The sequence below is a fragment of the Stutzerimonas nosocomialis genome (assembly GCF_005876855.1).
GTDB classification, from domain to species: Bacteria; Pseudomonadota; Gammaproteobacteria; order Pseudomonadales; family Pseudomonadaceae; genus Stutzerimonas; species Stutzerimonas nosocomialis.
In genome coordinates, this window is the sequence record NZ_QLAE01000003.1 from 13,541 (window position 1) to 38,863 (window position 25,323).

At 67.6% G+C, this 25,323-nt stretch carries 25 protein-coding genes; 15 read left to right on the forward strand and 10 right to left on the reverse strand.

Features of this window, described 5'->3' with window-relative positions; all coding sequences use genetic code 11:
- Positions 1-26: 26 nt before the first annotated feature.
- The 5 genes from DN824_RS02235 to DN824_RS02255 all read right to left on the reverse strand — a co-directional run bounded on the left by DN824_RS02235 (position 27) and on the right by DN824_RS02255 (position 2,661).
- Complete coding sequence (locus tag DN824_RS02235; protein ID WP_138406771.1) at positions 27-212, reverse strand: hypothetical protein; 186 nt, start codon at positions 210-212, stop codon at positions 27-29.
- Positions 213-272: 60 nt separating this feature from the next.
- A complete protein-coding gene (locus tag DN824_RS02240) occupies positions 273-596 on the reverse strand; it encodes a hypothetical protein (RefSeq protein WP_138406772.1) in 324 nt (107 codons plus the stop codon).
- A 341-nt stretch (positions 597-937) separates the two neighbouring features.
- A complete protein-coding gene (locus DN824_RS02245) occupies positions 938-1,411 on the reverse strand; it encodes a hemerythrin domain-containing protein (protein ID WP_138406773.1) in 474 nt (157 codons plus the stop codon).
- A 139-nt stretch (positions 1,412-1,550) separates the two neighbouring features.
- Positions 1,551-1,829 (reverse strand): DUF3509 domain-containing protein, encoded by a 279-nt coding sequence (locus tag DN824_RS02250; RefSeq protein WP_138406774.1) that lies wholly within the window; start codon positions 1,827-1,829, stop codon positions 1,551-1,553.
- Positions 1,830-2,040: 211 nt separating this feature from the next.
- Positions 2,041-2,661: a class I SAM-dependent methyltransferase gene (locus DN824_RS02255; RefSeq protein WP_138406775.1), complete on the reverse strand. Its 621-nt coding sequence runs from the start codon at positions 2,659-2,661 to the stop codon at positions 2,041-2,043.
- Positions 2,662-2,879: 218 nt separating this feature from the next.
- Between DN824_RS02255 and DN824_RS02260 the strand changes: the two genes are divergently transcribed.
- Together DN824_RS02260 and DN824_RS02265 are read left to right on the forward strand one after the other, a co-directional pair.
- Complete coding sequence (locus DN824_RS02260) at positions 2,880-3,257, forward strand: response regulator (RefSeq protein ID WP_138406776.1); 378 nt, start codon at positions 2,880-2,882, stop codon at positions 3,255-3,257.
- Positions 3,258-3,284: 27 nt separating this feature from the next.
- Positions 3,285-3,953 (forward strand): HAD family hydrolase, encoded by a 669-nt coding sequence (locus tag DN824_RS02265; protein ID WP_138406777.1) that lies wholly within the window; start codon positions 3,285-3,287, stop codon positions 3,951-3,953.
- 30 nt (positions 3,954-3,983) lie between these two features.
- On the opposite strand, the gene gbcA is transcribed toward DN824_RS02265, so the two are convergent.
- A complete protein-coding gene (gene gbcA, locus DN824_RS02270; RefSeq protein WP_138406778.1) occupies positions 3,984-5,273 on the reverse strand; it encodes a glycine-betaine demethylase subunit GbcA in 1,290 nt (429 codons plus the stop codon).
- A 386-nt stretch (positions 5,274-5,659) separates the two neighbouring features.
- Here gbcA and gbcB point away from each other — a divergent pair, with 386 nt between their 5' ends.
- The 9 genes from gbcB (at position 5,660) to fdhA (ending at position 16,594) form a co-directional block, all read left to right on the forward strand.
- Positions 5,660-6,760 (forward strand): glycine-betaine demethylase subunit GbcB, encoded by a 1,101-nt coding sequence (gene gbcB, locus DN824_RS02275; protein WP_138406779.1) that lies wholly within the window; start codon positions 5,660-5,662, stop codon positions 6,758-6,760.
- A gap of 99 nt (positions 6,761-6,859) precedes the next feature.
- On the forward strand, positions 6,860-7,123 hold the full coding sequence (locus tag DN824_RS02280; protein WP_138406780.1) for a hypothetical protein: 264 nt from the start codon (positions 6,860-6,862) through the stop codon (positions 7,121-7,123).
- A 415-nt stretch (positions 7,124-7,538) separates the two neighbouring features.
- Entirely contained in the window at positions 7,539-8,792 is a 1,254-nt protein-coding gene (glyA, locus tag DN824_RS02285; protein WP_138406781.1) for a serine hydroxymethyltransferase, read from the forward strand.
- 146 nt (positions 8,793-8,938) lie between these two features.
- Positions 8,939-10,189, forward strand: a complete 1,251-nt coding sequence (locus DN824_RS02290) for a sarcosine oxidase subunit beta family protein (protein WP_138406782.1) — start codon at positions 8,939-8,941, stop codon at positions 10,187-10,189.
- Between the two features lie 49 nt (positions 10,190-10,238).
- The gene (locus DN824_RS02295) at positions 10,239-10,568 is read left to right on the forward strand and encodes a sarcosine oxidase subunit delta (protein WP_138406783.1); all 330 of its coding nucleotides are present in this window, start codon (positions 10,239-10,241) and stop codon (positions 10,566-10,568) included.
- Complete coding sequence (locus DN824_RS02300; protein WP_138406784.1) at positions 10,565-13,597, forward strand: sarcosine oxidase subunit alpha; 3,033 nt, start codon at positions 10,565-10,567, stop codon at positions 13,595-13,597. Before DN824_RS02295 ends, DN824_RS02300 begins: the two co-directional genes overlap by 4 nt.
- 113 nt (positions 13,598-13,710) lie before the next feature.
- The gene (locus tag DN824_RS02305) at positions 13,711-14,343 is read left to right on the forward strand and encodes a sarcosine oxidase subunit gamma (RefSeq protein WP_138406785.1); all 633 of its coding nucleotides are present in this window, start codon (positions 13,711-13,713) and stop codon (positions 14,341-14,343) included.
- Positions 14,344-14,373: 30 nt separating this feature from the next.
- Positions 14,374-15,231 carry a formyltetrahydrofolate deformylase gene (purU, locus tag DN824_RS02310; protein WP_138406786.1) on the forward strand — a complete coding sequence of 286 codons (858 nt, stop codon included), beginning with the start codon at positions 14,374-14,376 and terminating at the stop codon, positions 15,229-15,231.
- A 163-nt stretch (positions 15,232-15,394) separates the two neighbouring features.
- A complete protein-coding gene (gene fdhA / locus DN824_RS02315; protein WP_138406787.1) occupies positions 15,395-16,594 on the forward strand; it encodes a formaldehyde dehydrogenase, glutathione-independent in 1,200 nt (399 codons plus the stop codon).
- Between the two features lie 54 nt (positions 16,595-16,648).
- Here fdhA and DN824_RS02320 read toward each other — a convergent pair whose 3' ends face one another.
- The 4 genes from DN824_RS02320 to choX form a co-directional block, all read right to left on the reverse strand.
- Positions 16,649-17,119 (reverse strand): thioesterase family protein, encoded by a 471-nt coding sequence (locus tag DN824_RS02320; RefSeq protein ID WP_138406788.1) that lies wholly within the window; start codon positions 17,117-17,119, stop codon positions 16,649-16,651.
- Between the two features lie 27 nt (positions 17,120-17,146).
- A complete protein-coding gene (locus DN824_RS02325; protein WP_138406789.1) occupies positions 17,147-18,112 on the reverse strand; it encodes an L-carnitine dehydrogenase in 966 nt (321 codons plus the stop codon).
- A 100-nt stretch (positions 18,113-18,212) separates the two neighbouring features.
- Complete coding sequence (gene cdhC / locus DN824_RS02330; protein ID WP_138406790.1) at positions 18,213-19,100, reverse strand: 3-dehydrocarnitine:acetyl-CoA trimethylamine transferase CdhC; 888 nt, start codon at positions 19,098-19,100, stop codon at positions 18,213-18,215.
- 70 nt (positions 19,101-19,170) lie between these two features.
- Complete coding sequence (gene choX, locus DN824_RS02335) at positions 19,171-20,109, reverse strand: choline ABC transporter substrate-binding protein (protein ID WP_138406791.1); 939 nt, start codon at positions 20,107-20,109, stop codon at positions 19,171-19,173.
- A 192-nt stretch (positions 20,110-20,301) separates the two neighbouring features.
- Here choX and DN824_RS02340 point away from each other — a divergent pair, with 192 nt between their 5' ends.
- The 4 genes from DN824_RS02340 to dgcA all read left to right on the forward strand — a co-directional run bounded on the left by DN824_RS02340 (position 20,302) and on the right by dgcA (position 25,263).
- Positions 20,302-21,249, forward strand: coding sequence for a GlxA family transcriptional regulator (locus DN824_RS02340; RefSeq protein WP_138406792.1), 948 nt, complete (start codon positions 20,302-20,304; stop codon positions 21,247-21,249).
- Positions 21,250-21,396: 147 nt separating this feature from the next.
- On the forward strand, positions 21,397-22,374 hold the full coding sequence (locus DN824_RS02345; RefSeq protein ID WP_138406793.1) for a dipeptidase: 978 nt from the start codon (positions 21,397-21,399) through the stop codon (positions 22,372-22,374).
- 136 nt (positions 22,375-22,510) lie between these two features.
- Positions 22,511-23,041, forward strand: coding sequence for a DUF5943 domain-containing protein (locus DN824_RS02350; protein ID WP_138406794.1), 531 nt, complete (start codon positions 22,511-22,513; stop codon positions 23,039-23,041).
- Between the two features lie 149 nt (positions 23,042-23,190).
- Positions 23,191-25,263 (forward strand): dimethylglycine demethylation protein DgcA, encoded by a 2,073-nt coding sequence (gene dgcA, locus DN824_RS02355; RefSeq protein WP_138406795.1) that lies wholly within the window; start codon positions 23,191-23,193, stop codon positions 25,261-25,263.
- Positions 25,264-25,323 lie beyond the last annotated feature (60 nt).

A 25,323-nucleotide genomic window follows, 5' to 3' on the forward strand; every position in this document is an offset into this window, starting at 1 on the left:
GGCCGGCAAGGCGGCCAGCCGGAGGGTCATTCGTTGGGCATGTCCGATGGCGGGGAGATTTCCCGTGGGCCGGCCGGATCGGTGGCGGTGTTCTGGAATTCCTGCTGGTTGTTGTCGTGGTTGTCCATCGACGACTGTTCCTGCTCGTCCGGCGAGCAGCCGACCAACAGCAGTCCCAGCGATGCACAGAGCGCAAGGTTGCTCAACTTCATGGCGGTATCCTCAGCGAGAAGAATCGGGAAGGCCGCAGGCCAGGCCTGCGGCCGTCGGCCTTACTGACCGGTGCCGGTGCCCGTGCCAGTCCCCGTCTGCGGGGCTACGCTGTCGGTGCCGCCGGTGCCACCGGTATCACCCATTCCCGTACCGCTGCCGGAGCTGGTCCCCAGCCCGCTGCCGTTGTCCGCCGGTGCGGTGCCAGGCGCCGGGTCCATGGTGCCCGTACCGGTGCCGGTTCCAGTCCCCGTGCCGGTGGCCGGAGTGGCCGGCTGCTCGGTGGTGGCAGGCGGCGGAGTCACCTCACGCTCGCGGTCTTCGTCCGGGCCGCAGCCAACGAGCAGCAAGCCGAGCACGGGGGGCAGTAGATAGGTCAAGCGCATGATCAAACCTCCTTACAGGAATGCCGGCTTTGGGCCAGCTTATTCTCGAGTCGAAACTCACCCTTAAGTTGACCCTGACAAAACCCGAGAGTGCCCCGGCATAGAGCAGCGAAGGCCCCGCTGGTCCGAAGCCTCGGCAACCGGCGCGCGCGGCAGCCGCCGGTGGCGGCAGGAGACGGAGAGTTCGCGAGGCAGGTCAACGCCCCTCTCATGACGGAAAAGGCACGGTCGGCGTGAGTACAGGGAGAACGGGCTGGCCGGGTGGATGGCCGGGCGACGCGGCGGGCTTTCGAGCGCTGCCCCCTCGGCAACTGCAGGAGGGGGAGCGGCAGGGCTTCGGGCTAGGCCGCCTTGACGGCGGTCAGCTCCTTTTTCATCCGGGCCTTGAGCTGGGTCATCTGCTCGCCCATCTCGACCAGGCGCGCCTCGTCGAACAGCTCGCGCGCCCGGGGGAACATCTCTTCTTCTTCTTCCTCGATATGGTGCTCGAGCATCTCCTTGCAGACCTTGGCGCGGCCGGAGAATTCGAGGGTCGAGGGGTCGGTGGCCTTGAGGTCGGGGAACACCAGCGAATCCACCGCGCGGTGCTCTTCCTTGGCCTCGTAGTACATCTTCACGTCGTCCTTCTCGCCCGCTTCCTTGTAGGCCGGATAGAGGATCTGCTCCTCGATCTGGGTGTGCATGGTCAGCTCCATCTCGAGCTTCTGCAGCAATTCGGTACGGGTCTTGACTGCTCGCTCGGTCGACTCGGTCAGGCGGGTCAACAGATCCTTGAGGCGTTCATGGTCCTGGATCAACAGATCGATGGCATTCATCTCGGCATCCTCATCGCTGCGTGACGCCACGCCCGGTGGGGTGGCGTCGAACAGGGCAGCTTCACGGTGGAATCGGCGGCCGGGTCGTGGCCCGGCATGGGGCTGCGGTGGCCTGGGCCCCGCAGCCTCCGGATCGTGGTCAGGCGTATTCGTAGGTCGGCAGGCCGGTGCGGCTCTGGCTCTGCAGGTGGGCGATGGCGGGCGACATGCCGGCTTCCAGCGCGAGGTCACGACGGATCGAACTGATCACCCATTCCAGCTGCTCTTGGGTCTGCGTCTGGCCCTTGGACAAGGCGCGCTTGATGATGCTGCGATCGCCGCTCTGCAGGGTGAGCAGCAGGCCGCCATCCGGGCGCGGGGTGGTGATGACTTCGAACTCGGGGAATGCGGCAGTCAGGGTACGTTGTGCAGGGGTCATTTCTTATTACTCCGATTAGGTGCAGCTCCCTCCTCTAGAGCATCGACCGTGCCAACCGCAACACCATAAATTAATCTTTAAAAATCAATGAGTTATAAAAACGAATCGTTTCGACGACCGTGCAAGATGCATGACGCCCTGAAAATCCGGCTTGCATTCTGCGATGTACATCACAAAAAGCCCGGCGCCACGCCCTTTCCGCGGGCCCGCATCAGGCACGCCAGACGCTGGCCAGCCAGGGCTGCTGGGCACGCGGCAGGCCGGACGGGCGGTAGTAATGTTCGATCTCCTCGAAGCCAGCCGCCAGCATGCGTTCGCGCCAGGCCGGCCAGTCGTACCAGGCGCCGTAGCGCTCGCCGCTCCAGCCTTCCTGGTTGTCGCCACGCGGGTTCGAGCAGAACAGCACGCCTTGCGGCTTGAGGGTACGGTGCAGGCAGCCCAGCACCTGCGCCAGCGCCGCACTCGGCACGTGGAAGAGCACCGCGTTGGCGAAGACGCCGTCGAAGCGAGCGTCCGGCAGATCCAGCTGCAGCAGGTTCTGGTGCCAGACCTCGCAACCGCTCTCGGCACGCGCCATCTCCACGAAGGGCTCGGCGCCGTCGACGCCGACCGCCACATGGCCGAGGGCGGTGAAGGTCTTCAGGTCACGCCCCGGGCCGCAACCCAGATCGAGGATCTGCAGAGGCGATGGGGCCCGGATATGCCGCAGCAGCGCCGCGATGTTCTGGCTGACGTCATGGTCGCGGGTGTTCTCGCGAAACGACTCGGCGCTGCCACGGTAGTGGTCCAGGGTCCGCTCGCTGATGGTTTCGAGCTCTTTCGGGTCGCGCATCGGCGTTCTCCAGGGGGCGAAGTGGGCAGCTTAACGCAGCCGGGGCGCCCGTATCGGCGGCCCTCGCTCGCGCCAGGCAAGCCTTGGACTCCGCGATATCACCGCTTTCATGAACTTGCCGCCCGGCGGCTGTCCAACCCTGGACAGACATGCCACGTGCATGCGCCCTCCCGCCGTGCAAACATCGAAGCGTTCGTAGAAGCGTCGAGAAGAGCCCCATGAATCAACCGTCGACCAAGATCGTTCTGCTCGTCGAGGACGAGCCCCCCATTCTCGCCCTGCTTTCCGACTACCTGGCCGGCGAGGGTTACGAAGTGCTGGAAGCCGCCGACGCGGCCCGCGCCTTCGAGATCCTCGCCACCAAGCCCAAGCTGGACCTGCTGATTAGCGACTATCGCCTGCCCGGTGGCGTGTCCGGGGTGATGATCGCCGAGCCCGCGCTCAAGCTGCGCCCGGACCTGAAGGTGATCTTCATCAGCGGCTATCCCATCGAGATCGTCGAGTCCGGCAGCTCCGTCGCGCGCTCGGCGCCGATACTGGCCAAGCCCTTCTCCCTCGACTCGCTGCGCAGCCAGATCGCCCAGTTGCTCGCCTGAGCTGCCCACCGAACCAAGGGAACCCGAATGTCCGCCTTCGACCTGCTGATCAGCGATTGCGACGGCGTCATCGTCGACAGTGAAATCCTCAGCAAGCGCGTGCTGTTCGAGGCCCTGTGCGCCTACGCTCCGGCGGCCAGGCTCGGCCCGCTGCTCGAAGACACCTTCGGCCTGACCGTGCCGACCATCGTCAGGCTGGTGGAGCAGACCTTCGACCTGAGCATTCCCGAGACCTTCGACGAGGATGTCAGGCGCCAGAGCGAGGCCTACGTGGCCGAGGCCGTCGAACCCGTGGCCGGCGCCCGCGAGGCGCTGCTGGGCATCGACATGCCGCTGGCCGTGGCTTCCAACAGCCGGCGCCATAACGTCGAAGCCTCGCTGGCGCGGGCCGGCCTGACCGAGCGGGTGGCGGGCAACATCTTCAGCGCCGACATGGTCGTCTCGCCCAAGCCGGCGCCCGACGTCTACCTGCTGGCGGCCGAGCGCATGGGCGTGGCACCCGCGCGCTGCCTGGTCGTCGAGGACAGCCCCACCGGTGTCCGCGCCGCCCTCGGCGCCGGCATGCGGGTGATCGGTTTCACCGGCGCCAGCCACATCCCGCCGGGGCACGCCAAGACGCTGCTCGACCTCGGCGTCGTCGCTGTGATCGAGCACATGGACAGGCTCCAGGAAACCGTCACGCGCCTGCGTGGCTAGCGCGCGCGGCCATCCCGGCCACGCACCGCCTCACTCGTTGACCTGGCGCAGGTAGGGCGCCGGCGCCGCTCCGAGGTTGTGCAGCATCCGCTCGCTGTACCAGTCGATGAAATTGACCACGCCGAACTCGTAGGTCTGGGAATAAGGCCCCGGCTGGTAGGCGCTCGAGTTGATCCCGCGCTGGTTCTCCTCGGCCAGCCGGCGGTCCTGGTCGTTGGTCGCGTCCCACACCTTGCGCAGGTGCTCCGGATCGTAGTCCACGCCCTCCACCGCATCCTTGTGCACCAGCCACTTGGTGGTCACCAGGGTCTGCTGCGCGCTGAGCGGCCACACCGTAAAGACGATGATGTGGTCGCCCATGCAGTGGTTCCACGAATGCGGCAGGTGGAGGATGCGCATCGAGCCGAGGTCCGGGTCCTTGATGCGCCCCATGAGTTTGCGGCAGCCCTGCTTGCCGTCCAGGGTCATCGACACGGTGCCCTTGAGCAGGGGCATGCGCACGATGCGGTTGCGCAGGCCGAAGCTGGCGTGGGCGAAGGGAATCCGCTCGGCCTCCCACCTGGCGGCGGACTCGGCCACGTGGTCCTTGAAGGCCTGGGTCGCCCGAGGATCGTTGACGTCGTCCCATTCGAGCAGCGTGTTGAGCAGCTCCGGGTGCGAGCCGTTGCAGTGGTAGCACTCGCGGTTGTTCTCGATCACCAGCTTCCAGTTGGCCTTTTCCAGCAAGGTGGTCTGCACCGCCACCTTGGTGTTCTCCATGTCGTAGGGCTCCATGTAATGGGCCAGGGTGGCGAGGAAGTCGTCGATCGCCGGCGGCTGCTCGGCCAGCGAGACGAAGATGTAGCCGCCGGCGGTCTTGCAATGCACCGGCTTGAGCGCGTACTGGCTCATGTCGAAGTCGGCGCCCATCTCGGTGCCGGCGAACAGCAGCCGGCCGTCGAGCTCGTAGGTCCACTGGTGATAGGGGCAGACCAGCTTGGCCACCTTGCCCTTCTCGCTGGTGCACAGGCGCGAACCCCGATGCCGGCAGACGTTGTGGAAGGCATGCACCACGCCCTCGGCGCCGCGCACGACCATGATCGGGTTGTCGCCCACCTGCAGGGTGAGGAAGTTGCCCTTGTTCGGTATCTCGCAGGTCATCCCGGCGATCAGCCATTCCTTGTGGAATATCTCCTGCATGTCGAGCTGGAACAGGCGCTCGTCGCTGTAGAACGGCTGCTCCAGCGAAAAGGTGCGTTCGCGGGTCTGCAGCATCTGCGCGGTGGCCTTGCGCACGGGCTCCAGCGGATCGCCCAGGCTCAGGGTGTAGGTGGCATCCATCGTTGACTCCTCTGGCCGGGCGCGGCGGCGGCCGGCGATGACAGTGGCGGTTGTGCGACGCAAGGTGAGCCGTGCCCGCCTGCCGGCGCGAACGCCGCCCGCGCCACCGATGCGCGGGTCCGGGAGGGCTGCCGGACCATGGAATCTGCTTTGTTCGGCTGCCGCGAGTGTGTGTCGCCACCGCGTGCCGTCCTTGTCCATGGGCGACATGGCCGCGCTCGTTTCCGACGCCCGCAGGCCCGGTGCCAGAGGCCGGTCGCGATAAGCATGCCGATGTCGCAAAGAGGCAAATGCGGGCCAAGGTCGTTACGCACAATCCGCCGCATCCGGGGCCATGTGACGGGCGGGGCCGGGTCCGACGAGCCAGACGCGAGCACGAGGTGAGCATGTCCAGCAACTTCCTCAATCCGGTCAACACCCAGACCTGGACCAACGGCCGGCACGTCGTGCGCTGCGTCAAGGTGATCCAGGAAACCTGGGACGTGCGCACCTTCTGCTTCATGGCCGACCAGCCGATCCTGTTCTTCTTCAAGCCCGGCCAGTTCGTCACCCTGGAGCTGGAGATCGACGGCGAGCCGGTGATGCGCTCCTACACCATCTCCAGCGCGCCCTCGGTGCCGTACAGCTTTTCGCTGACCATCAAGCGCGTGCCCGGCGGGCGGGTGTCCAACTGGCTGCACGACAACCTGTCCGAAGGCGACCAGGTGCCGGTGCACGGCCCGGTCGGGCTGTTCAACGCCATCGACTACCCCGCCGACAAGGTGCTGTTCCTCTCCGGGGGCGTCGGCATCACCCCGGTGATGTCCATGACGCGCTGGTTCTTCGACACCAATGCCAACGTGGACATGGTGTTCATCCACAGCGCGCGCTCGCCCAGGGACGTCATCTACCACCGCGAGCTGGAATTCATGGCCTCGCGGATCGTCAACTTCAGCCTTCACCTGATCTGCGAAAAGCAGAACCTGGGCGAGGCCTGGGCCGGCTATCGCGGCTACCTGAACCAGAAGATGCTGGAACTGATGGCACCCGATTACCTGGAGCGGGAAATCTTCTGCTGCGGCCCGACGCCCTACATGGTGGCGGTCAAGCAGCTGCTGCAGGCCAACGGCTTCGACATGCGCCGCTACCACGAGGAGTCCTTCGGCGCGACGCCGCCAGAGGTGCGCGAAGAGGTCAAGGAGCTCGCCGAGCAGGCCGCCGACGCGCCGCAGGTTCCCGCCGCCGAACTCAACCAGGTTGAATTTCTCGCCACCGGCAAGAGCATCCGCATCGGCCCGAACGAAACCGTGCACGCCGCCGCCGCCCAGCTCGGCCTGCACATTCCCAAGGCCTGCGGGATGGGGATCTGCGGCACCTGCAAGGTGATGAAACGCTCGGGCGAGGTGGAGATGGAGCACAACGGCGGGATCACCGACGAGGACATCGCCGAGGGTTACATCCTCTCCTGCTGCAGCGTGCCCAAGGGCGACGTCACCATCGACTTCTGAAACGACCGGCCACGAAACATAAAGAAAAGCGCGGGGATGAAACGATGTCTGCCACGGGGGCTCGAATTCAATGAGTCAACCAATCGATGGAGACTGCACATGAATACCAAGACCCTTACCGCTTTGACCCTTGCCGGCCTGTTCGGCCTGTTCTCCAGCGCCCATGCCGCAGGCACCAGCGACAACCCGTCCGGCGCAGGCCCGACCAGCTCGGCCACCGAACAGGAAGGCGGCAACACCACCGGCCTGGGCACCCCTGATGCGTCCACTTCCGGCCGTGGCGCCGGCGTCGACACCGGCTCGGACCTGGGCCCGGACGATGCCGACCAGGCTGGCAGCAGCAGCGGCACCAACCAGAACTGATCCCGCGCTGATCGGTTCCGGAGGGACGGCCAAGGCCGTCCCTTTTTCATGTCCGGGATCGGCCTGGACGATCTGCAGTGGCCGAGAGCCGCGCATCGCCCTGCCAGCGACTGTCCCGTGGCAGCGTCGGGGACGCCCAGCCCTGAGCGCGATGCTTTTATGGTCGCACCGACGGCGCACCGCCGGGCGTATCAGGCGAGACGCCGGGTCTTGACCACGAATGGCCCCACCACCGCCCCTCCTTCGTCCCTCTGAGCGTCACCCTGCCCGAGCCTGCCTCTGCGCGACACCGGCATGTCGCAAACGCGTTATGCCGTGGCGTAGACAGGCATCCGGAGCGCCCGACCCGGCCCTACCATCGCAGACAAAGCGGGGCCCTGCCCCGTATCGGATGGCGCGCCACGGGAGACCCGCGATGTTCAGCAGACAGGACCAGATCAGCGGCTACGACGACGAGCTGCTCGCCGCGATGGAAGCCGAAGAGGCGCGCCAGGAACACCACATCGAGCTGATCGCCTCGGAGAACTACACCAGCAAGCGGGTGATGCAGGCCCAGGGCAGCGGGCTGACCAACAAGTACGCCGAGGGCTACCCCGGCAAGCGCTACTACGGCGGCTGCGAGCATGTCGACGTGGTCGAGCAGCTGGCCATCGACCGCGCCAGACAACTGTTCGGCGCCGACTACGCCAACGTCCAGCCCCACTCCGGCTCGTCCGCCAACAGCGCCGTCTACCTCGCGCTGCTGCAGCCCGGCGACACCCTCCTCGGCATGAGCCTGGCCCACGGCGGCCACCTGACCCACGGCGCCAAGGTGTCGTCCTCGGGCAAGCTCTACAACGCCGTGCAGTACGGGATCGACACCGGCACCGGCCTGATCGACTACGACGAGGTGGAGCGTCTGGCGGTCGAACACCAGCCGAAGATGATCGTCGCCGGCTTCTCGGCCTACTCCAAGACCCTGGATTTCCCGCGTTTTCGCGCCATCGCCGACAAGGTCGGGGCGCTGTTGTTCGTCGACATGGCCCACGTGGCCGGGCTGGTCGCGGCCGGGCTGTACCCGAACCCGCTCCCCTTCGCCGACGTGGTCACCACCACCACCCACAAGACCCTGCGCGGCCCGCGTGGCGGCCTGATCCTGGCCCGCGCCAACCCGGACATCGAGAAGAAGCTCAACGCCGCGGTGTTCCCCGGCGCCCAGGGCGGCCCGCTGATGCACGTCATCGCGGCCAAGGCGGTGTGCTTCAAGGAAGCCATGGAACCGGGCTTCAAGACCTACCAGCAGCAGGTCATCGACAACGCCCGGGCGATGGCCAGGGTGTTCGTCGAGCGCGGCTTCGACGTGGTCTCCGGCGGCACCGACAACCACCTGTTCCTGGTCAGCCTGATCAGGCAGGGCATCACCGGCAAGGACGCCGACGCGGCACTCGGCCGGGTCGGCATCACCGTGAACAAGAATGCCGTGCCCAACGACCCGCAGTCGCCCTTCGTCACCTCGGGCCTGCGCATCGGCACCCCGGCGGTGACCACGCGCGGCTTCAAGCAGGCGCAGTGCAGCGAACTGGCCGGCTGGATCTGCGATGTGCTCGACCACCTGGGCGATGCCGACGTCGAGGCCCAGGTGGCCAGGCAGGTCGCCGGGCTGTGCGCGGATTACCCGGTGTACCGGTAGGGTGGAAGGCGCTGTTTCCTTCCACCTTGCTTCGGTGAATCGATGACGCGTGATCCACCCTACGAACCTATGTCCTTTTCGCCGCGCAATCGGTGAAGCGCGATCCACCCTCCGGCTGCGCGACCGCGATTTCAGGAGCCCCCCTTATGCAACGTTATTCCGGCTTCGGCCTGTTCAAGCACTCGCTCAGCCACCACGAGAACTGGCAGCGCATGTGGCGCAACCCGACGCCCAAGGCGGTGTACGACGTGGTCATCGTCGGCGGCGGCGGGCACGGGCTGGCCACCGCCTACTACCTGGCCAAGGAATTCGGCGTGAAGAACGTCGCCGTGGTGGAAAAGGGCTGGCTCGGCGGCGGCAACACCGCGCGCAACACCACCATCGTGCGCTCCAACTACCTCTGGGACGAATCGGCGCACCTCTACGAGCACGCCATGAAGCTCTGGGAAGGCCTGTCCCAGGACCTCAACTACAACGTCATGTACTCGCCGCGCGGGGTCTACAACCTCTGCCACACGCTGCAGGACATGCGCGACGCCGAGCGCCGGGTCAGCGCCAACCGCCTCAACGGCATCGACGGCGAGCTGCTCGATGCCGCGCAGGTCGCCGCCGAGATTCCCTACCTCGACTGCAGCAAAGGCACCCGCTATCCGGTGATGGGCGCGACCATCCAGCGTCGCGGCGGCGTCGCCCGGCACGACGCGGTGGCCTGGGGTTACGCCCGCGCGGCCGACGCGGCCGGGGTCGATCTGCTGCAGCAGACCGAGGTCACCGGCTTTCGCAAGGAGAACGGTGCGGTGATCGGCGTGGAGACCAGCCGCGGCTTCATCGGCGCCCGCCGCGTCGGGGTGGTCACCGCCGGCAACTCGGGGCACATGGCGCGCCTGGCCGGCTTCCGCCTGCCGCTCGAATCCCATCCCCTGCAGGCGCTGGTGTCCGAACCGCTCAAGCCCATCATCGACAGCGTGATCATGTCCAACGCCGTGCATGGCTACATCAGCCAGTCGGACAAGGGCGACCTGGTGATCGGCGCCGGCATCGACGGTTACGTCGGCTACGGCCAGCGCGGCTCCTACCCCACCATCGAACACACCCTGCAGGCCATCGTGGAGATGTTCCCGATCCTCTCGCGGGTCCGCATGAACCGCCAGTGGGGCGGCATCGTCGACACCACGCCCGACGCCTGCCCGATCATCTCCCGGACCCCGGTGCAGAACCTGTTCTTCAACTGCGGCTGGGGAACCGGTGGCTTCAAGGCCACGCCCGGTTCGGGCCACGTCTTCGCGGCGAGCCTGGCCACCGGCCAGATGCACGCCCTCGCGGCGCCCTTCTCCATCGACCGCTTCTACAGCGGCGCGCTGATCGACGAACACGGCGCGGCGGCGGTCGCGCATTGAACTGAAGTGTCGTGCCCTCTCCAGAGCGAGGGGTATAGGAGGCTCCACCATGCTGCATATCTTCTGCCCCCACTGCGGGGAGCTGCGCTGCGAAGAGGAATTCGCACCCGTCGGCCAGGCCCATATCCCGCGCCCGCTGGACCCCGGCGCCTGCACCGACGAGGAGTGGGGCGACTACCTGTTCTTCCGCGACAACCCGCGCGGGCTGCACCAAGAGCTGTGGCTGCACGCGGCGGGCTGCCGCAAGTACTTCAACGCCACCCGCCACACCATCAGCTACGAGATTGTCGAGACCTACAAGATCGGCGAGAAGCCGGAGATGACCGCCGAGGCCCAGTCCGGCGAGAAGAAACCGCTGGCCCAAGGAGCGACCGCATGAGCCAGAAGAACCGCCTGCCCCGGGGTGGCCGCATCGACCGCACCCGCCCGCTGGACTTCACCTTCAACGGCCAGCGCTTCCAGGGCTGCGCGGGCGACAGCCTGGCGTCCGCGCTGCTGGCCAACGGCGTCGACATCGTCGGGCGCAGCTTCAAGTACTCGCGTCCGCGCGGCATCGTCGCCGCCGGCGCCGAAGAGCCCAACGCGGTGCTGCAGATCGGCGCCAGCGAAGCGACCCAGATCCCCAACGTGCGCGCCACCCAGCAGGCCCTCTACGATGGCCTGGTGGCCAGCAGCACCAACGGCTGGCCGAGCGTCGACACCGACCTGATGGGCATTCTCGGCAAGGTCGGCGGCAAGCTGATGCCGCCCGGTTTCTACTACAAGACCTTCATGTACCCCTCCTCCCTGTGGATGACCTACGAGAAGTACATCCGCAAGGCCGCCGGGCTCGGCCGCGCGCCGCTGGAGAACGATCCGGACATCTACGATCACATGAACCGGCATTGCGACGTGCTGGTGGTCGGCGCCGGGCCTGCCGGGCTCGCCGCCGCGCTGGCGGCCGGGCGCAGCGGCGCGCGGGTGATCCTCGCCGACGAGGGCGAAGCCTTCGGCGGCAGCCTGCTCGACACCCGCGAAACCCTCGACGGCAAGCCCGCCGCCGACTGGGTCGAACAGGTCCTGGCCGAGCTGTCGAGCCTGCCCGAAGTGACCCTGCTGCCGCGCGCCACGGTCAACGGCTACCACGACCACAACTTCCTCACCATTCACCAGCGCCTGGCCGACCACCTGGGCGAAACCGCGCCGCGCGGCGCCCTCGCCCAGCAGCTCCCGCGCCAGCGCATCCACCGCGTGCGCGCCGGCCGCGTGGTGCTGGCCACCGGCGCCCACGAACGCCCGCTGGTGTATGGCAACAACGACGTGCCCGGCAACATGCTGGCCGGCGCCGTGACCACCTACCTGCGGCGCTACGCGGTCGCACCGGGCAAGAAGCTGGTGCTGGCCACCAACAACGACTACGCCTACCGCACCGCGCTCGACTGGCTCGACGCCGGCCTGCAGGTGGTCGCGGTCGCCGACGTGCGCCACAACCCGCGCGGCAGCTGGGTGGAGGATGCGCGCGCGCGGGGCGTGCGGGTGCTCACCGGCTGCTCGGTGATCGACGTGCGCGGCAGCAAGCGGGTCGAGGCCGCCCGGGTCGCCGCCATCGACGCGGTGGCGATGAAGGTCACCAGCCCCGGCGAATGGCTCGAATGCGACCTGGTGGCCAGCTCCGGCGGCTACAGCCCGGTGGTGCACCTGGCGTCCCACCTGGGCGGCCGGCCGACCTGGCGCGAGGACCTGCTCGCCTTCGTGCCCGGCGAGGGTTTCCAGAAACGCCTCTGCGCCGGCGCGGTGAACGGCGTGTTCAGCCTCGGCGACGCCCTGGCCGACGGCTTCGAGGCCGGCGCCACGGCCGCCGCGCAGATCGGCTACAAACCCGGCGCCGGCGAACTGCCGCGCACCGAGAAGCGGGTCGAGGAGCCGTCCTTCCCGCTGTTCCAGGTGCCGCACGAAAAACCCACCGCGCGGGCGCCCAAGCAGTTCGTCGACCTGCAGAACGACGTCACCGCCGCCGGCATCGAGCAGGCGACGCGCGAGGGCTTCGAATCGGTCGAGCACGTCAAGCGCTACACCGCCCTCGGCTTCGGCACCGACCAGGGCAAGCTGGGCAACATCAACGGCCTGGCCATCGCCGCCCGCTCGCTGGGCATCGGCATCGCCGAGATGGGCACCACCATGTTCCGCCCCAACTACACGCCGGTGACCTTCGGCGCGGTGGCCGGCCGTCATTGCGGCGCCCTGTTCGAGCCGGTGCGCTACACCGCGATGCAGGCCTGGCACCTGCGCAACGGCGCCGAGTTCGAGGACGTCGGCCAGTGGAAACGGCCCTGGTACTTCCCGCGCTCCGGCGAGGACATCCATGCCGCCGTCGCCCGCGAATGCCGCGCGGTGAGAAGCGGCGTCGGCATCCTCGACGCCTCGACCCTCGGCAAGATCGACATCCAGGGCCCCGACGCGCGGGAATTCCTCAACCGCGTCTACACCAACGCCTGGACCAAGCTGGACGTGGGCAAGGCGCGCTACGGCCTGATGTGCAAGGAAGACGGTATGGTCTTCGACGATGGCGTGACCGCGTGCCTGGCCGACGACCACTTCCTGATGACCACCACCACCGGCGGCGCCGCCCGCGTGCTGCAGTGGCTGGAGCTGTACCACCAGACCGAATGGCCGGAGCTCAAGGTCTACTTCACCTCCGTCACCGACCACTGGGCGACCATGACCCTCTCCGGCCCGAAGAGCCGCGAGCTGCTGTCGAAGGTGACCGACATCGACCTGGACCGGGACGCCTTCCCCTTCATGAGCTGGAAGGAAGGCCGGGTCGGCGGCGTGCCGGCGCGGGTGTTCCGCATCTCCTTCACCGGCGAGCTTTCCTACGAGGTGAACGTGCAGGCCGACTACGCCCTGGGCGTCTGGGAGCGGCTCATCGAGGCCGGAAAGCCCTACGACCTGACGCCCTACGGCACCGAGACCATGCACGTGCTGCGCGCCGAGAAGGGTTTCATCATCGTCGGCCAGGACACCGATGCCTCGGTCACGCCCGATGACCTCAACATGGGCTGGGCGGTCGGGCGCAACAAGCCGTTCTCCTGGATCGGCTGGCGCGGCATGAACCGCGCCGACACCCTGCGCGAAGACCGCAAGCAGCTGGTCGGCCTCAAGCCGGTCGACCCGCAGAAGGTACTGCCCGAAGGCGCCCAGCTGGTGTTCGACCCCAAGCAGAGCATCCCGATGACCATGGTCGGCCACGTCACGTCCAGCTACATGAGCGCGACGCTCGGCCACAGCTTCGCCATGGGCGTGGTCAAGGGCGGATTGAAGCGCATGGGCGAGCGGGTCTTCGCCCCGCTGGTCGACGGCAGCGTGATCGAGGCGGAGATCGTCTCCTCGGTGTTCTACGACCCGAAGGGAGAGCGGCAGAACGTGTGAGGTGCCGAACCCGGCATCCCGGCCTTATCGCGTGCGCCTCGCCCCTTGTGAATACGGGGGCGACGCCGGACCAGACATTCCAACGGCGCCCTGCGGGGTGCAACAGGTGAACCATGAGCGCAGTCAACCTCTACGAACAACGCCCGAGCGACCTCGAAGGACAATCGCCGCTGCACCACGCCGGCCTCGCCGGGCTGGTCGGCAAGGGCAGCGCCAGCGCGGGTATCCGCCTGCGGGAAAGGCAGCTGCTCGGCCACCTGGTGCTGCGCGGCGACGCCCGCGACCCGACCTTCGCCGGCGGCGTGCACAGGGCGTGCGGCGTCGAGCTGCCGGTCGCGCTGACCCTCGCCGCCAACGGCGACACCTCGCTGCAATGGCTGGGCCCGGACGAGTGGCTGCTGATCGTCCCGCAAGGCGAAGAATTCGCCGCCGAACGGCGCCTGCGCGACACCCTGGGCAGCGAGCTGCACTACGCGGTGGTGAACGTCAGCGGCGGACAGACCCTGCTGGAGCTTTCCGGCGAGCGGGTTCGCGAGCTGCTGATGAAGTCCACCTCCTATGACGTCCACCCGAGCCAGTTCCCGGTGGGCAAGGCGGTGGGCACCCATTTCGCCAAGACCCAGCTGGTGATCCGCCACACCGGCGAAGACACCTGGCAACTGGTGGTGCGCCGCAGCTTCGCCGACTACATCTGGGCCTGGCTGCAGGACGCGGCCGCCGAGTACGGGCTGGCCGTCGACGCCTGAGCCACACGGACGACGCACACAGGAGCCATCATGAGCCGCACCCCCGACACCTGGATTCTCACCGCCCACAGCCCGAGCGTGCTGGGGACCGTGGATGTGGTGACCCGCTACCTGTTCGAGCAGGGTTGCTACGTCACCGAGCACCACAGCTTCGACGACCGCCTGGCCAGCCGCTTCTTCATCCGGGTCGAGTTCCGGGCGCCGGCCACCTTCGACGAGGCCGGCTTTCGCGCGGGGCTCGACGAACGGGTCGCGCCGTTCGAGATGCACGCCGAGCTGACCCCGCCGGGCTACCGCGCCAAGGTCGTGATCATGGTGTCGAAGGCCGACCACTGCCTCAACGACCTGCTCTATCGCCAGCGCATCGGCCAGCTGCCGATGGACATCACCGCGGTCGTGTCCAACCACCCGGACCTCGAACCCCTGGCGCGCTGGCACGAGATCCCCTACCACCATTTCCCCCTCGACCCGCAGGACAAGCCGGCGCAGGAACGGCAGGTGCTGGAGGTGATCGAGCGGACCGGCGCGGAGCTGGTGATTCTCGCGCGCTACATGCAGGTGCTCTCGCCGCAGCTGTGCCAGACCCTCGACGGCCGCGCGATCAACATCCACCACTCGCTGCTGCCCGGCTTCAAGGGCGCCAAGCCCTACCACCAGGCCTACCAGAAGGGCGTCAAGCTGGTCGGCGCCACGGCCCACTTCATCAACAACGACCTCGACGAAGGGCCGATCATCGCCCAGGGCGTCGAGCCGGTGGACCACGCCCACTACCCCGAAGACCTCGTCGCCAAGGGCCGCGACATCGAATGCCTGACCCTGGCCCGCGCGGTGGGCTACTTTCTGGAACGGCGGGTGTTCCTGCTCGCCAACCGTACCGTCGTGCTCTGAGCGCGACGGCGAACCGCCTTGCGCGGGGGCGGCCGAGCCGATCCCGCCAACCCCCACAACGGGTCGCCGACTGCCCTTCGTTCGGTACCTGTCGTGCAAGCGATGCAAGTGCTCCACCACAACGGCGCGGCCCCGGTCGCGCCCCAACAAGAGGAGAACTCCCATGACGGGTAATCGTGGCGTCGTCTATCTCGGCGCGGGCAAGGTCGAAGTACAGAGCATCGACTATCCCAGGATGCAGGATCCGCGCGGTCGCAAGATCGAGCACGGCGTGATCCTGCGGGTGGTGTCGACCAACATCTGCGGCTCCGACCAGCACATGGTGCGCGGCCGCACCACGGCCCAGACGGGCCTGGTCCTGGGTCACGAAATCACCGGCGAGGTCATCGAGAAGGGTTCGGACGTCGAGAACCTGCAGATCGGCGACCTGGTCTCGGTGCCGTTCAACGTCGCCTGCGGGCGCTGCCGGTCGTGCAAGGAGCAGCACACCGGCGTCTGCCTCACCGTCAACCCGGCCCGCGCCGGCGGCGCCTACGGCTACGTCGACATGGGCGACTGGACCGGTGGCCAGGCCGAATACGTGCTGGTGCCCTACGCCGATTTCAACCTGCTCAAGCTGCCCGACCGCGACAAGGCGATGGCCAAGATCCGCGACCTCACCTGCCTGTCCGACATCCTGCCCACCGGCTATCACGGCGCGGTCACCGCCGGGGTCGGCCCCGGCAGCACGGTGTACATCGCCGGCGCCGGCCCGGTCGGGCTGGCGGCCGCCGCCTCGGCACGGCTGCTCGGCGCCGCGGTGGTGATCGTCGGCGACGTCAACCCGACACGCCTTGCCCATGCCCGGTCGGTCGGCTTCGAAGTCGCCGACCTGTCGCAGGACACCCCGCTGCACGAGCAGATCGCCAACCTGCTGGGCGAGCCGGAGGTCGACTGCGCCGTCGATGCGGTCGGCTTCGAGGCGCGCGGACATGGCCACGAAGGAGCCAAGAGCGAGGCGCCGGCGACCGTCCTCAATTCGCTGATGGGCATCACCCGGGTGGCGGGGAAGATCGGCATTCCCGGGCTCTACGTCACCGAGGACCCCGGCGCGGTCGACGCGGCGGCGAAGATGGGCAGCCTGAGCATCCGCTTCGGCCTCGGCTGGGCCAAGTCCCATAGCTTCCACACCGGCCAGACCCCGGTGATGAAGTACAACCGCCAGCTGATGCAGGCGATCATGTGGGACCGCATCAACATCGCCGACGTGGTGGGCGTGCAGGTCATCAGCCTGGATGACGCGCCCAAGGGCTACAGCGACTTCGATGCCGGCGTACCGAAGAAATTCGTCATCGACCCGCATCGACTGTTCAGCGCCGCCTGAGCCCCGGGCGGAGCCTTCGGGCTCCGCCACCGGTGGCCTGCCTGGGCGCCGGACTCAAACCTGCGGCAGACCCATCACCCGCCCGACATGGGCCGATCGCGGCAGGCCGCGCTGCAGGCTGCCGAGCTGCTCGACCCGCCCGGCCACCTGCACATCGAAGGCGGCGGAACGGCCGCTGCCGGTATCGATGTTCATCAGCATCTGTTCGCTCTCGGCCAGCAGGCGCGTGCCCTCCGTCGTTTCCAGGAAGTGATGGATGTGCAGCCGCTTGTGGTCGTGCGCCAGCAGTTGGGTGCGCACCTGCACCTCGACGCCGAGCTTGACCTCGGCCAGAAAATTCAGGTGGCACTCCAGGGTGTAGAGGGTATGGCCGCTGCGCGCCCTGCCCGCCTCGTCCAGGCCGATGCGGTCCATCAGCCCGTCGGTGGCGAAACTGCAGATCAACAGGTAGAAGGCATCACGCAGGTGGCCGTTGTAGTCGACCCAGTCGGGTTGCACGGCGGTGCGGTAGGTGACGGGCAGCATGGCGTATCTCCTTGGGGTCGACCGGGTTCAGTCCTCGAAGGCGAACCCGTGGCGCGCCTTGGTTTCCCTGATCGCGCCGAGCACCGCCAGCAGACAATCATCGCGGTAACGCTCGAGTTCGGCGAGGCTGCGCCGGCCCTGCTGCTCGGCGGTGCCGGCGACCACATCGTCGATCAGCCGGTCGCTGAGTTCGGGGGCCTGCAGGTAGGTCCAGGGCAGCTGCAGGGCCGGGCCGAACTGCGCCATGAAATGCCGCATGCCGGCCTCGCCCCCGGCCAGGGTGTAGGTCAGGAAGGAGCCCATGAACGACCAGCGCAGCCCGGCGCCGAAGCGGATCGCATCGTCGATCTCGCCGGTGGTCGCCACGCCGTCGTTGACCAGGTGCAGGGCCTCGCGCCAGAGCGCTTCGAGCAGGCGATCGGCGATGAAACCGGGCACCTCCTTGCGCACGTGCAGCGGCCGCATGCCGAGAGCGGCATAGATGGCCTTGGCGGCCTCGATGGCCTGCGGTGCGGTTCGCTCGCCACCGACCACCTCCACCAGCGGCAGCAGATAGACCGGATTGAACGGATGCCCGACCAGGCAACGCTGCGGTTGCACGGCGTCGGCGAAGAACTCGCTGGGCAACAGGCCCGAGGTGCTGGAGGCAATCAGCACCTCCGGATGCGCAGCGGCGCTGATCCGGGCGTGCAGGTCGAGCTTGAGCCCCAGGCGCTCCGGCGCGCTTTCCTGGATGAAGTCGGCGTCCCGCACGCATTCCTCGATGCTCGCGGCGAAGCACAGGCGCTGCGACGAGGCGCCGGGCGCCAGCCCCTGCTTTTCCAGCGCCGGCCAGGCGTTGGCCAACCGCGTGCGCAACGCCGCCTCGGCACCCGGCGCCGGGTCCCAGGCGACCACGTCCAGGCCGTGGGCCAGCGCGCGGGCGATCCAGCCGGCGCCGATCACGCCGGTGCCGATGGCGGCGAAGGTCTTGATATCGGTGATGAAGGGCATGACGGACTCCGCTGGCCCGGCGATCCGGGCGGTTGCTGGGAAGGAGCGGCAGCGGACGGGTCCGTTCACGGACGTCCGCTCCCGGGAAGGAAGGAGGCGACTAGCCTCGGGGCTTGAGCTTCATCCTTTCGCGCCCCTCGGCCGGGGTCAGGGCGCGGCCTCCGAGGCGCTCGATGATCTCGATCACCCGGGCCACCAGCTGGCCGTTGCTCGCCGGCACCCCACGCTCCAGCCAGAGGTTGTCCTCCAGGCCGACCCGCACGTGGCCGCCGAGCAGCACGGCCTGGGCCGCCATCGGCATCTGCAGCCGGCCGATGCCGAAGCCGGCCCAGGTGGCGCCCGGCGGCAGGTTGTCGACCATCGCCTTCATGGTGGTGGTGTCGGCCGGCGCGCCCCAGGGGATGCCCAGGCACAGCTGGAACAGCGGGTCCTCGAGCAGCCCTTCCTTGAGCATCTGCCGGGCGAACCAGAGGTGGCCGGTATCGAAGATCTCCAGCTCGGCCTTGACCCCAAGTTCGGTGATCCGCCGCGCCCCGGCGCGCAGCTGCGCCGGGGTGGAGACGTAGATGGAATCGCCGTCGCCGAAGTTGAGCGTGCCGCAGTCCAGGGTGCAGATTTCCGGCAGCAGCGCCTCGACATGGGCCAGGCGCTCCAGCGGCCCGACCAGGTCGGTGCCGGGGCCGAACGCCAGCGGCTGCTCGCCAGGGCCGATCTCCAGGTCACCGCCCATGCCGGCCGTGAGGTTGATGATCACGTCGGTGTCGCTTTCGCGGATGCGCTCGACCACCTCGCGGTACAGCGCCACGTCGCGGCTCGGCTTGCCGGTCTGCGGGTCGCGCACATGGCAATGGGCGACGGTCGCGCCGGCCCTGGCCGCCTCGATCGCCGCGGCGGCGATCTCCTTCGGGGTGACGGGGATGGCGGGATGCTTGCCGACGGTATCGCCGGCGCCGGTCACCGCACAGGTGACGATCACGTCGTAGTTCACGGTCGTTTTCCTTTATCGGGGGCGAGCGCCCGCGCTGCGCGCCAATCGCACAGTCACGGACGAAGGGGGGTCAGCGGGTGGCGGCCAGGGCGCTCTGCGCGCTCTCGTTGCCGTCGAAGGCGGTGACGCCGGCGAGCCAGCTGCGCACCACGTCCGGATTGGCCTTGAGCCAGTCGCGGGCGACCTGGGCCGGCGACCCGCGCGCCATGATCGGCTCCATCAGCTCGGCCTCCTGGGCGCTGGTGAAGCGCAACCCGGTGAGCAGCCGATCGGCGTTCGGACAGCGCTTGTCGAAGTCCGGCGCCGTCACGGTGGAGACGGTGGCCGCGCCATCGTTGGGACCGAAGACGTCCTCGCTGCCGGTCAGGTAGGTGATGGGCATCTGGATGTTCATCGGATGCGGCTTCCAGCCGAAGAACAGCACCGGCTTCTCGCTGCGCACCGCGCGCCCGACTTCGGCCAGCATGGCCGCCTCGCTGGACTCGACCAGGGTGAAGTCGCCGAGGCCGAACTGGTCGTTGTCGATCATCTTCTGGATCGCCGTGTTGGCGCCGGAGCCGGACTCGATGCCATAGATCCTGCCACCCAGCTGCTCCTTGAATCGGGCGATGTCGGCGAAGGTCCTGAGCCCCGCTTCGGCGGTGTAGGTCGGCACGGCCAGCACGGCGATCGCGTCGTCGAGCGACGGCTCGGCGGCGACGCGGACCGACCCGTTGGCCAGGAACGGGGCGATGTTGTCGTCCATGATCGGCTTCCAGTAGCCGAGGAAGACGTCGATCTGCTTGCGCTGGATGCCGGCGAAGATGATCTGCTGCGACGCCTGGGTCTGGGTGGTGGCATATCCCAGCCCCTCCAGCAGTTCGGCCGCCACCGCGGAGGTCGCGACCACGTCGGTCCAGCCGACCACCCCCATGCGGATCGTCTGGCAACTGGCGTCATCCGCCGCCCACAGCGGACCGTTGAGCAAACCTGCCAAACAGCAGCCAGCCAGCATCTTGAGACCTTTCATGAATGCGCTCCTGCAAACCTGTGGGAGGGGTCACCGTCATCGGCCGTCACTGCGCCGAACGATTCCAGACTACGCGCCAATACCGGCCGCCAAGCGAAGAAATCCGACCTTTCGTAGCACTCAGGCGACCTCGTCGCCGGTATCCTCGGTGCGACCGGCCCATGTCGGGGCTTGCTCCTGCGGAAAAGCGCCATGCCACACGACCTGCATTTCCTTCTTCTCCCGGGGTTCTCGATGATGGGGCTGATGGCCGCCATCGAGCCGCTGCGGGTGGTCAACCGCTTTCGCGGCGAGAGCTATCGCTGGCGGCTGCTGAGTGTCGACGGCGCCTCGGTCCAGGCCAGCAACGGCATGTCGCTGAACGTCGACGCCGGGCTCGACGCGATCCTGGGCGGGAGCCTGTTCGTGGTCGCCGGCTTCGAACCTCTGGCCGCCTACGGCCCGGGCCTGGCGCGCTGGCTGCACCAGGCCGACCATGCCGGCGCGACCCTCGGCGCGATCGATACCGGCAGCTTCGTGCTCGCCGAGGCGGGCCTGTTCGCCGGGCAGCGCCTGACCCTGCACTGGGAAGCCGTCGATGCGTTTCGCGAACGCTATCCGCAGCTGACCGTCACCCAGGAGCTGTTCGAACTGGACGGCCGGCGCATGACCAGCGCGGGCGGCACCGCCAGCCTGGACATGATGCTCACGCTGATCGGCCGGGACCATGGCGAAGCGCTGGCGGTCTCGGTGTCCGAGCAGTTCGTGCTCGGCCGCATCCGCTCGCGCAGCGACCATCAGCGCATGCAGATCGCCAGCCGCTACGGGGTCCACAACAAGAAGCTGGTGCAGGTGATCGGCGAGATGGAGCGCTGCACCGAACAGCCGCTCGCCTGCCACGCCCTGGCGGCCCAGGCCGGGATAACCCCGCGCCAGCTCGAACGCCTGTTTCGCCAGCACCTGGGCCAGACCCCGTCGGGCTTCTACCTCGCGCTGCGCCTGGACAAGGCCCGCCAGCTGCTGCGCCAGAGCGACCTGAGCGTCCTGGAGGTGAGCCTGGCCTGCGGCTTCGAGACGCCCTCCTACTTCGCGCGCTGCTACCGGGCGCGCTTCGCCACCCGCCCGAGCCTCGACCGCACCCTGCTACCGGCCAGGGCCTGAGTGCCACCGGCGGCCGAGACGATCGCCCGGGTGACGCTTTCGGCAATTCGCCGGTCGTTTTTGCACCGGGTCGCTCCAGGCTCCGGGGGATAAGCTGCCCCCAACGCGTCGGCAACCGATCCGGCGCCAGAGCCAAGGGACAGCCTGATGACCCCAGCCGAACTGCACGCCGACAGCATCGTCATCGACGGCCTGATCATCGCCAAATGGAACCGCGAACTCTTCGAGGACATGCGCCGCGGCGGCCTCAGCGCGGCCAACTGCACGGTGTCGGTCTGGGAGGGTTTCAAGGCCACGGTGAACAACATCGTCGCCAGCCAGAACCTGATCCGCGACAACGCCGACCTGGTGCTGCAGGTCCGCTCGACCGCCGACATCCGCAAGGCCAAGGAGCTGGGCAAGACCGGCATCCTGTTCGGCTTCCAGAACGCCCACGCGTTCGAGGACCAGCTGGGCTACGTGGAGGTGTTCAAGCAGCTCGGCGTGGGCATCGTGCAGCTGTGCTACAACACCCAGAACCTGGTCGGCACCGGCTGCTACGAGCGCGACGGCGGGCTGTCCGGCTTCGGCCACGAGGTGGTCGCCGAGATGAACCGCGTCGGCATCATGTGCGACCTCTCCCACGTCGGCAGCAAGACCAGCGAGGAAGTCATCCTCGCCTCGAAGAAGCCGGTCTGCTACTCCCACTGCCTGCCCTCGGGCCTCAAGGAACACCCGCGCAACAAGTCCGACGAGGAACTGAAGTTCATCGCCGACCATGGCGGCTTCGTCGGCGTGACCATGTTCGCGCCCTTCCTCGCCAAGGGCATCGACTCGACCATCGACGACTACGCCGAAGCCATCGAGTACGTGATGAACATCGTCGGCGAGGACGCCATCGGCATCGGCACCGACTTCACCCAGGGCCACGGCCAGGACTTCTTCGAGTGGCTGACCCACGACAAGGGCTACGCCCGGCGCCTGACCAGCTTCGGCAAGATCGTCAACCCGCTGGGCATCCGCACCGTGGGCGAATTCCCCAACCTCACCGAGACGCTGCTCAGGCGCGGCATGTCCGAACGCACCGTGCGCAAGGTGATGGGCGAGAACTGGGTCAGGGTGCTCGCCGACGTCTGGCATGAATAGCCCGCAGGTGGATGACGGCCAAGCTTCATCCACCGTCCGGTCCGGGGACCGCCCAGGTCCTTTGCGGCACGACCACCTTCGCGGTGGATGGCTTCGGCCATCCACCCTACGCCTGACTTGATCCGGAGTGTTTCCCATGCCCACCCACGCCCCCGAAATGCCCATCCAGGTCGACGACGAAACCGGCGTCTGGACCACCGATGCGCTGCCGATGCTCTATGTGCCGCGCCACTTCTTCGTCAACAACCACAGGGGCATCGAGGAAGCGCTCGGCGCCGAGAAATACGCCGAGATCCTCTACAAGGCCGGCTACACGTCCGCCTGGCACTGGTGCGAGAAGGAAGCCGAATGCCACGGGCTCTCGGGCGCGGCGGTGTTCGAACACTACATGAAGCGCATCTCCCAGCGCGGCTGGGGGCTGTTCGATATCCAGGAACTGGACCTCGCCAAGGGCACCGCCCAGGTACGCCTGCGCCACTCCGCCTTCGTGTACGTGTACGGCAAGGTCAATCGCAAGGTGGATTACATGTTCACCGGCTGGTTCTCCGGCGCGCTGGACCAGATTCTCGCCGCCGTCGGCAGCCCGATCCGCACGGTGACCGTGCAGGAATACAGCGGTGCCGAAGACGGCCACGACGACGGGCTGTTCGTCACCCGGCCCCTGTAACCGAACGACCTGCAGAGTCCGCGGAGTGGATGAAGGCGCAGCCTTGTCCGCCGCAACGGACGCCGATCCGGTGGATGGCTTCGGCCATCCGCCCTACGCAGATATGCACAGCGCACCGTGAGCGCGGTAGCCGAATCGAGGAGAAGGTCATGGCCTTCGAAGCAATGTTCCAGCCGATCCAGATCGGCAAGCTCACCATCCGCAACCGGGTGCTCTCGACCGCCCACGCCGAGGTCTACGCCACCGACGGCGGGATGACCACCGAGCGCTACGTGAAGTACTACGAGGAAAAGGCCAAGGGCGGCATCGGCCTGGCCATCTGCGGCGGCTCCTCGGTGGTCGCGATCGACAGCCCGCAGCACTGGTGGTCCTCGGTGAACCTCGCCACCGACCGGATCATCCCGCACTTCCAGAACCTTGCCGACGCGATGCACAAGCATGGCGCCAGGATCATGATCCAGATTACCCACATGGGCCGTCGCTCGCGCTGGGACGGCGGCCACTGGCCGACCCTGATGTCGCCCTCCGGCATCCGCGAGCCGGTCCACCGCGCCACCTGCAAGACCATCGAGCCGGAAGAGATCCAGCGGGTGATCGGCAACTTCGCCCAGGCCGCCCGGCGTGCCAAGGAAGGCGGCCTGGACGGCGTCGAGCTGTCGGCCGTGCACCAGCACCTGATCGACCAGTTCTGGTCGCCGCGGGTGAACAAGCGCACCGACGAATGGGGCGGCAGCTTCGAGAACCGCATGCGCTTCGGCCTGGAAGTGCTCAAGGCCGTGCGCGCCGAGGTGGGCGACGACTTCTGCGTGGGCATGCGCATCTGCGGCGACGAATTCCATCCGGACGGCCTCTCCCACGAGGACATGAAACAGATCGCCGCCTATTACGACGCCACCGGCATGCTCGATTTCATCGGCGTGGTGGGGTCGGGCTGCGACACCCACAACACCCTGGCCAACGTCATCCCCAACATGAGCTTTCCGCCCGAGCCCTTCCTGCACCTGGCGGCCGGCATCAAGGAAGTGGTCAAGGTGCCGGTGCTGCACGCGCAGAACATCAAGGACCCGAACCAGGCCACGCGCATCCTCGAAGGCGGCTACGTGGACATGGTCGGCATGACCCGCGCGCACATCGCCGACCCGCACCTGATCGCCAAGATCAGGATGGGCCAGGTCGACCAGATCCGGCAGTGCGTCGGCGCCAACTACTGCATCGACCGCCAGTACCAGGGGCTGGACGTGCTGTGCATCCAGAACGCCGCGACCAGCCGCGAGCACCTGGGCGTGCCGCACATCATCGAAAAATCGACAGGACCGAAGCGAAAGGTGGTGGTCGTCGGCGGCGGCCCGGCGGGCATGGAGGCCGCGCGGGTCTGTGCCGAACGCGGCCATGAGGTGACGCTTTTCGAGAAACAGGAACAACTGGGCGGGCAGATCACCCTCGCCGCGCGGGCGCCGCAGCGCGACCAGATCGCCGGCATCACCCGCTGGTACCAGCTGGAGCTGGCGCGCCTGGGGATCGACCTGCGCCTGGGCACCCCGGCGGACGTGGACACCGTCCATGACCTGCGCGCCGACATCGTCATCCTCGCCAACGGCGGCCATCCGTTCCTCGAACAGGTCGAGCACTGGGGCGCGGCCGAAGGGCTGGTGGTCAGCAGCTGGGACATTCTCGCCGGCACGGTGGCCCCGGGCAGGAACGTGCTGGTCTACGACACCATCTGCGAATTCACCGGGATGTCGGTCGCCGACTTCCTCGCCGACAAGGGCAGCCAGGTCGAGATCGTCACCGACGACATCAAGCCGGGCGTGGCGGTCGGCGGCACCAGCTTCCCCACCTACTACCGCAGCCTCTACCCCAAGGACGTGATCATGACCGGCGACCTGATGCTGGAGAAGGTCTACGCCGAGGGCGACAAGAAGGTCGCGGTGCTGGAGAACGAATACTCCGGCGCCAGGGAGGAGCGCGTCGTGGACCAGATCGTGGTCGAAAACGGCGTGCGACCGGACGAGTCGCTGTACTACGCGCTCAAGGAGGGCTCGCTCAACAAGGGCCAGATCGACATCGACGCGCTGTTCGCCATCGCGCCGCAGCCCTGCCTGGCCAGCCTCGACGAAAGGGCGGCCGGCGGCTACCTGCTGTTTCGCATCGGCGACTGCGTGGCCCAGCGCAACACTCACGCGGCGATCTACGACGCGCTGCGGCTGTGCAAGGACTTCTAAGAAGCTTGAAGCTGGAAGTGAAAAGCTGGAAGTGAAAAGCGACCGAACCGCTTCCAGCTT

Coding starts and splice junctions, on each gene's coding strand:
- DN824_RS02265 (WP_138406777.1), top strand. CDS start 3,285: ATGTCCGCCTTCGACCTGCTGATCAGCGATTGCGACGGCGTCATCGTC.
- DN824_RS02295 (WP_138406783.1), top strand. CDS start 10,239: ATGCTGCATATCTTCTGCCCCCACTGCGGGGAGCTGCGCTGCGAAGAG.
- DN824_RS02255 (WP_138406775.1), bottom strand. CDS start 2,661: ATGCGCGACCCGAAAGAGCTCGAAACCATCAGCGAGCGGACCCTGGAC.
- gbcB (WP_138406779.1), top strand. CDS start 5,660: ATGTCCAGCAACTTCCTCAATCCGGTCAACACCCAGACCTGGACCAAC.
- DN824_RS02325 (WP_138406789.1), bottom strand. CDS start 18,112: ATGCCCTTCATCACCGATATCAAGACCTTCGCCGCCATCGGCACCGGC.
- DN824_RS02260 (WP_138406776.1), top strand. CDS start 2,880: ATGAATCAACCGTCGACCAAGATCGTTCTGCTCGTCGAGGACGAGCCC.
- DN824_RS02250 (WP_138406774.1), bottom strand. CDS start 1,829: ATGACCCCTGCACAACGTACCCTGACTGCCGCATTCCCCGAGTTCGAA.
- dgcA (WP_138406795.1), top strand. CDS start 23,191: ATGGCCTTCGAAGCAATGTTCCAGCCGATCCAGATCGGCAAGCTCACC.
- DN824_RS02350 (WP_138406794.1), top strand. CDS start 22,511: ATGCCCACCCACGCCCCCGAAATGCCCATCCAGGTCGACGACGAAACC.
- DN824_RS02305 (WP_138406785.1), top strand. CDS start 13,711: ATGAGCGCAGTCAACCTCTACGAACAACGCCCGAGCGACCTCGAAGGA.
- DN824_RS02340 (WP_138406792.1), top strand. CDS start 20,302: ATGCCACACGACCTGCATTTCCTTCTTCTCCCGGGGTTCTCGATGATG.
- glyA (WP_138406781.1), top strand. CDS start 7,539: ATGTTCAGCAGACAGGACCAGATCAGCGGCTACGACGACGAGCTGCTC.
- choX (WP_138406791.1), bottom strand. CDS start 20,109: ATGAAAGGTCTCAAGATGCTGGCTGGCTGCTGTTTGGCAGGTTTGCTC.
- purU (WP_138406786.1), top strand. CDS start 14,374: ATGAGCCGCACCCCCGACACCTGGATTCTCACCGCCCACAGCCCGAGC.
- DN824_RS02280 (WP_138406780.1), top strand. CDS start 6,860: ATGAATACCAAGACCCTTACCGCTTTGACCCTTGCCGGCCTGTTCGGC.
- DN824_RS02235 (WP_138406771.1), bottom strand. CDS start 212: ATGAAGTTGAGCAACCTTGCGCTCTGTGCATCGCTGGGACTGCTGTTG.
- fdhA (WP_138406787.1), top strand. CDS start 15,395: ATGACGGGTAATCGTGGCGTCGTCTATCTCGGCGCGGGCAAGGTCGAA.
- DN824_RS02245 (WP_138406773.1), bottom strand. CDS start 1,411: ATGAATGCCATCGATCTGTTGATCCAGGACCATGAACGCCTCAAGGAT.
- DN824_RS02320 (WP_138406788.1), bottom strand. CDS start 17,119: ATGCTGCCCGTCACCTACCGCACCGCCGTGCAACCCGACTGGGTCGAC.
- DN824_RS02290 (WP_138406782.1), top strand. CDS start 8,939: ATGCAACGTTATTCCGGCTTCGGCCTGTTCAAGCACTCGCTCAGCCAC.
- gbcA (WP_138406778.1), bottom strand. CDS start 5,273: ATGGATGCCACCTACACCCTGAGCCTGGGCGATCCGCTGGAGCCCGTG.
- DN824_RS02240 (WP_138406772.1), bottom strand. CDS start 596: ATGCGCTTGACCTATCTACTGCCCCCCGTGCTCGGCTTGCTGCTCGTT.
- DN824_RS02345 (WP_138406793.1), top strand. CDS start 21,397: ATGACCCCAGCCGAACTGCACGCCGACAGCATCGTCATCGACGGCCTG.
- DN824_RS02300 (WP_138406784.1), top strand. CDS start 10,565: ATGAGCCAGAAGAACCGCCTGCCCCGGGGTGGCCGCATCGACCGCACC.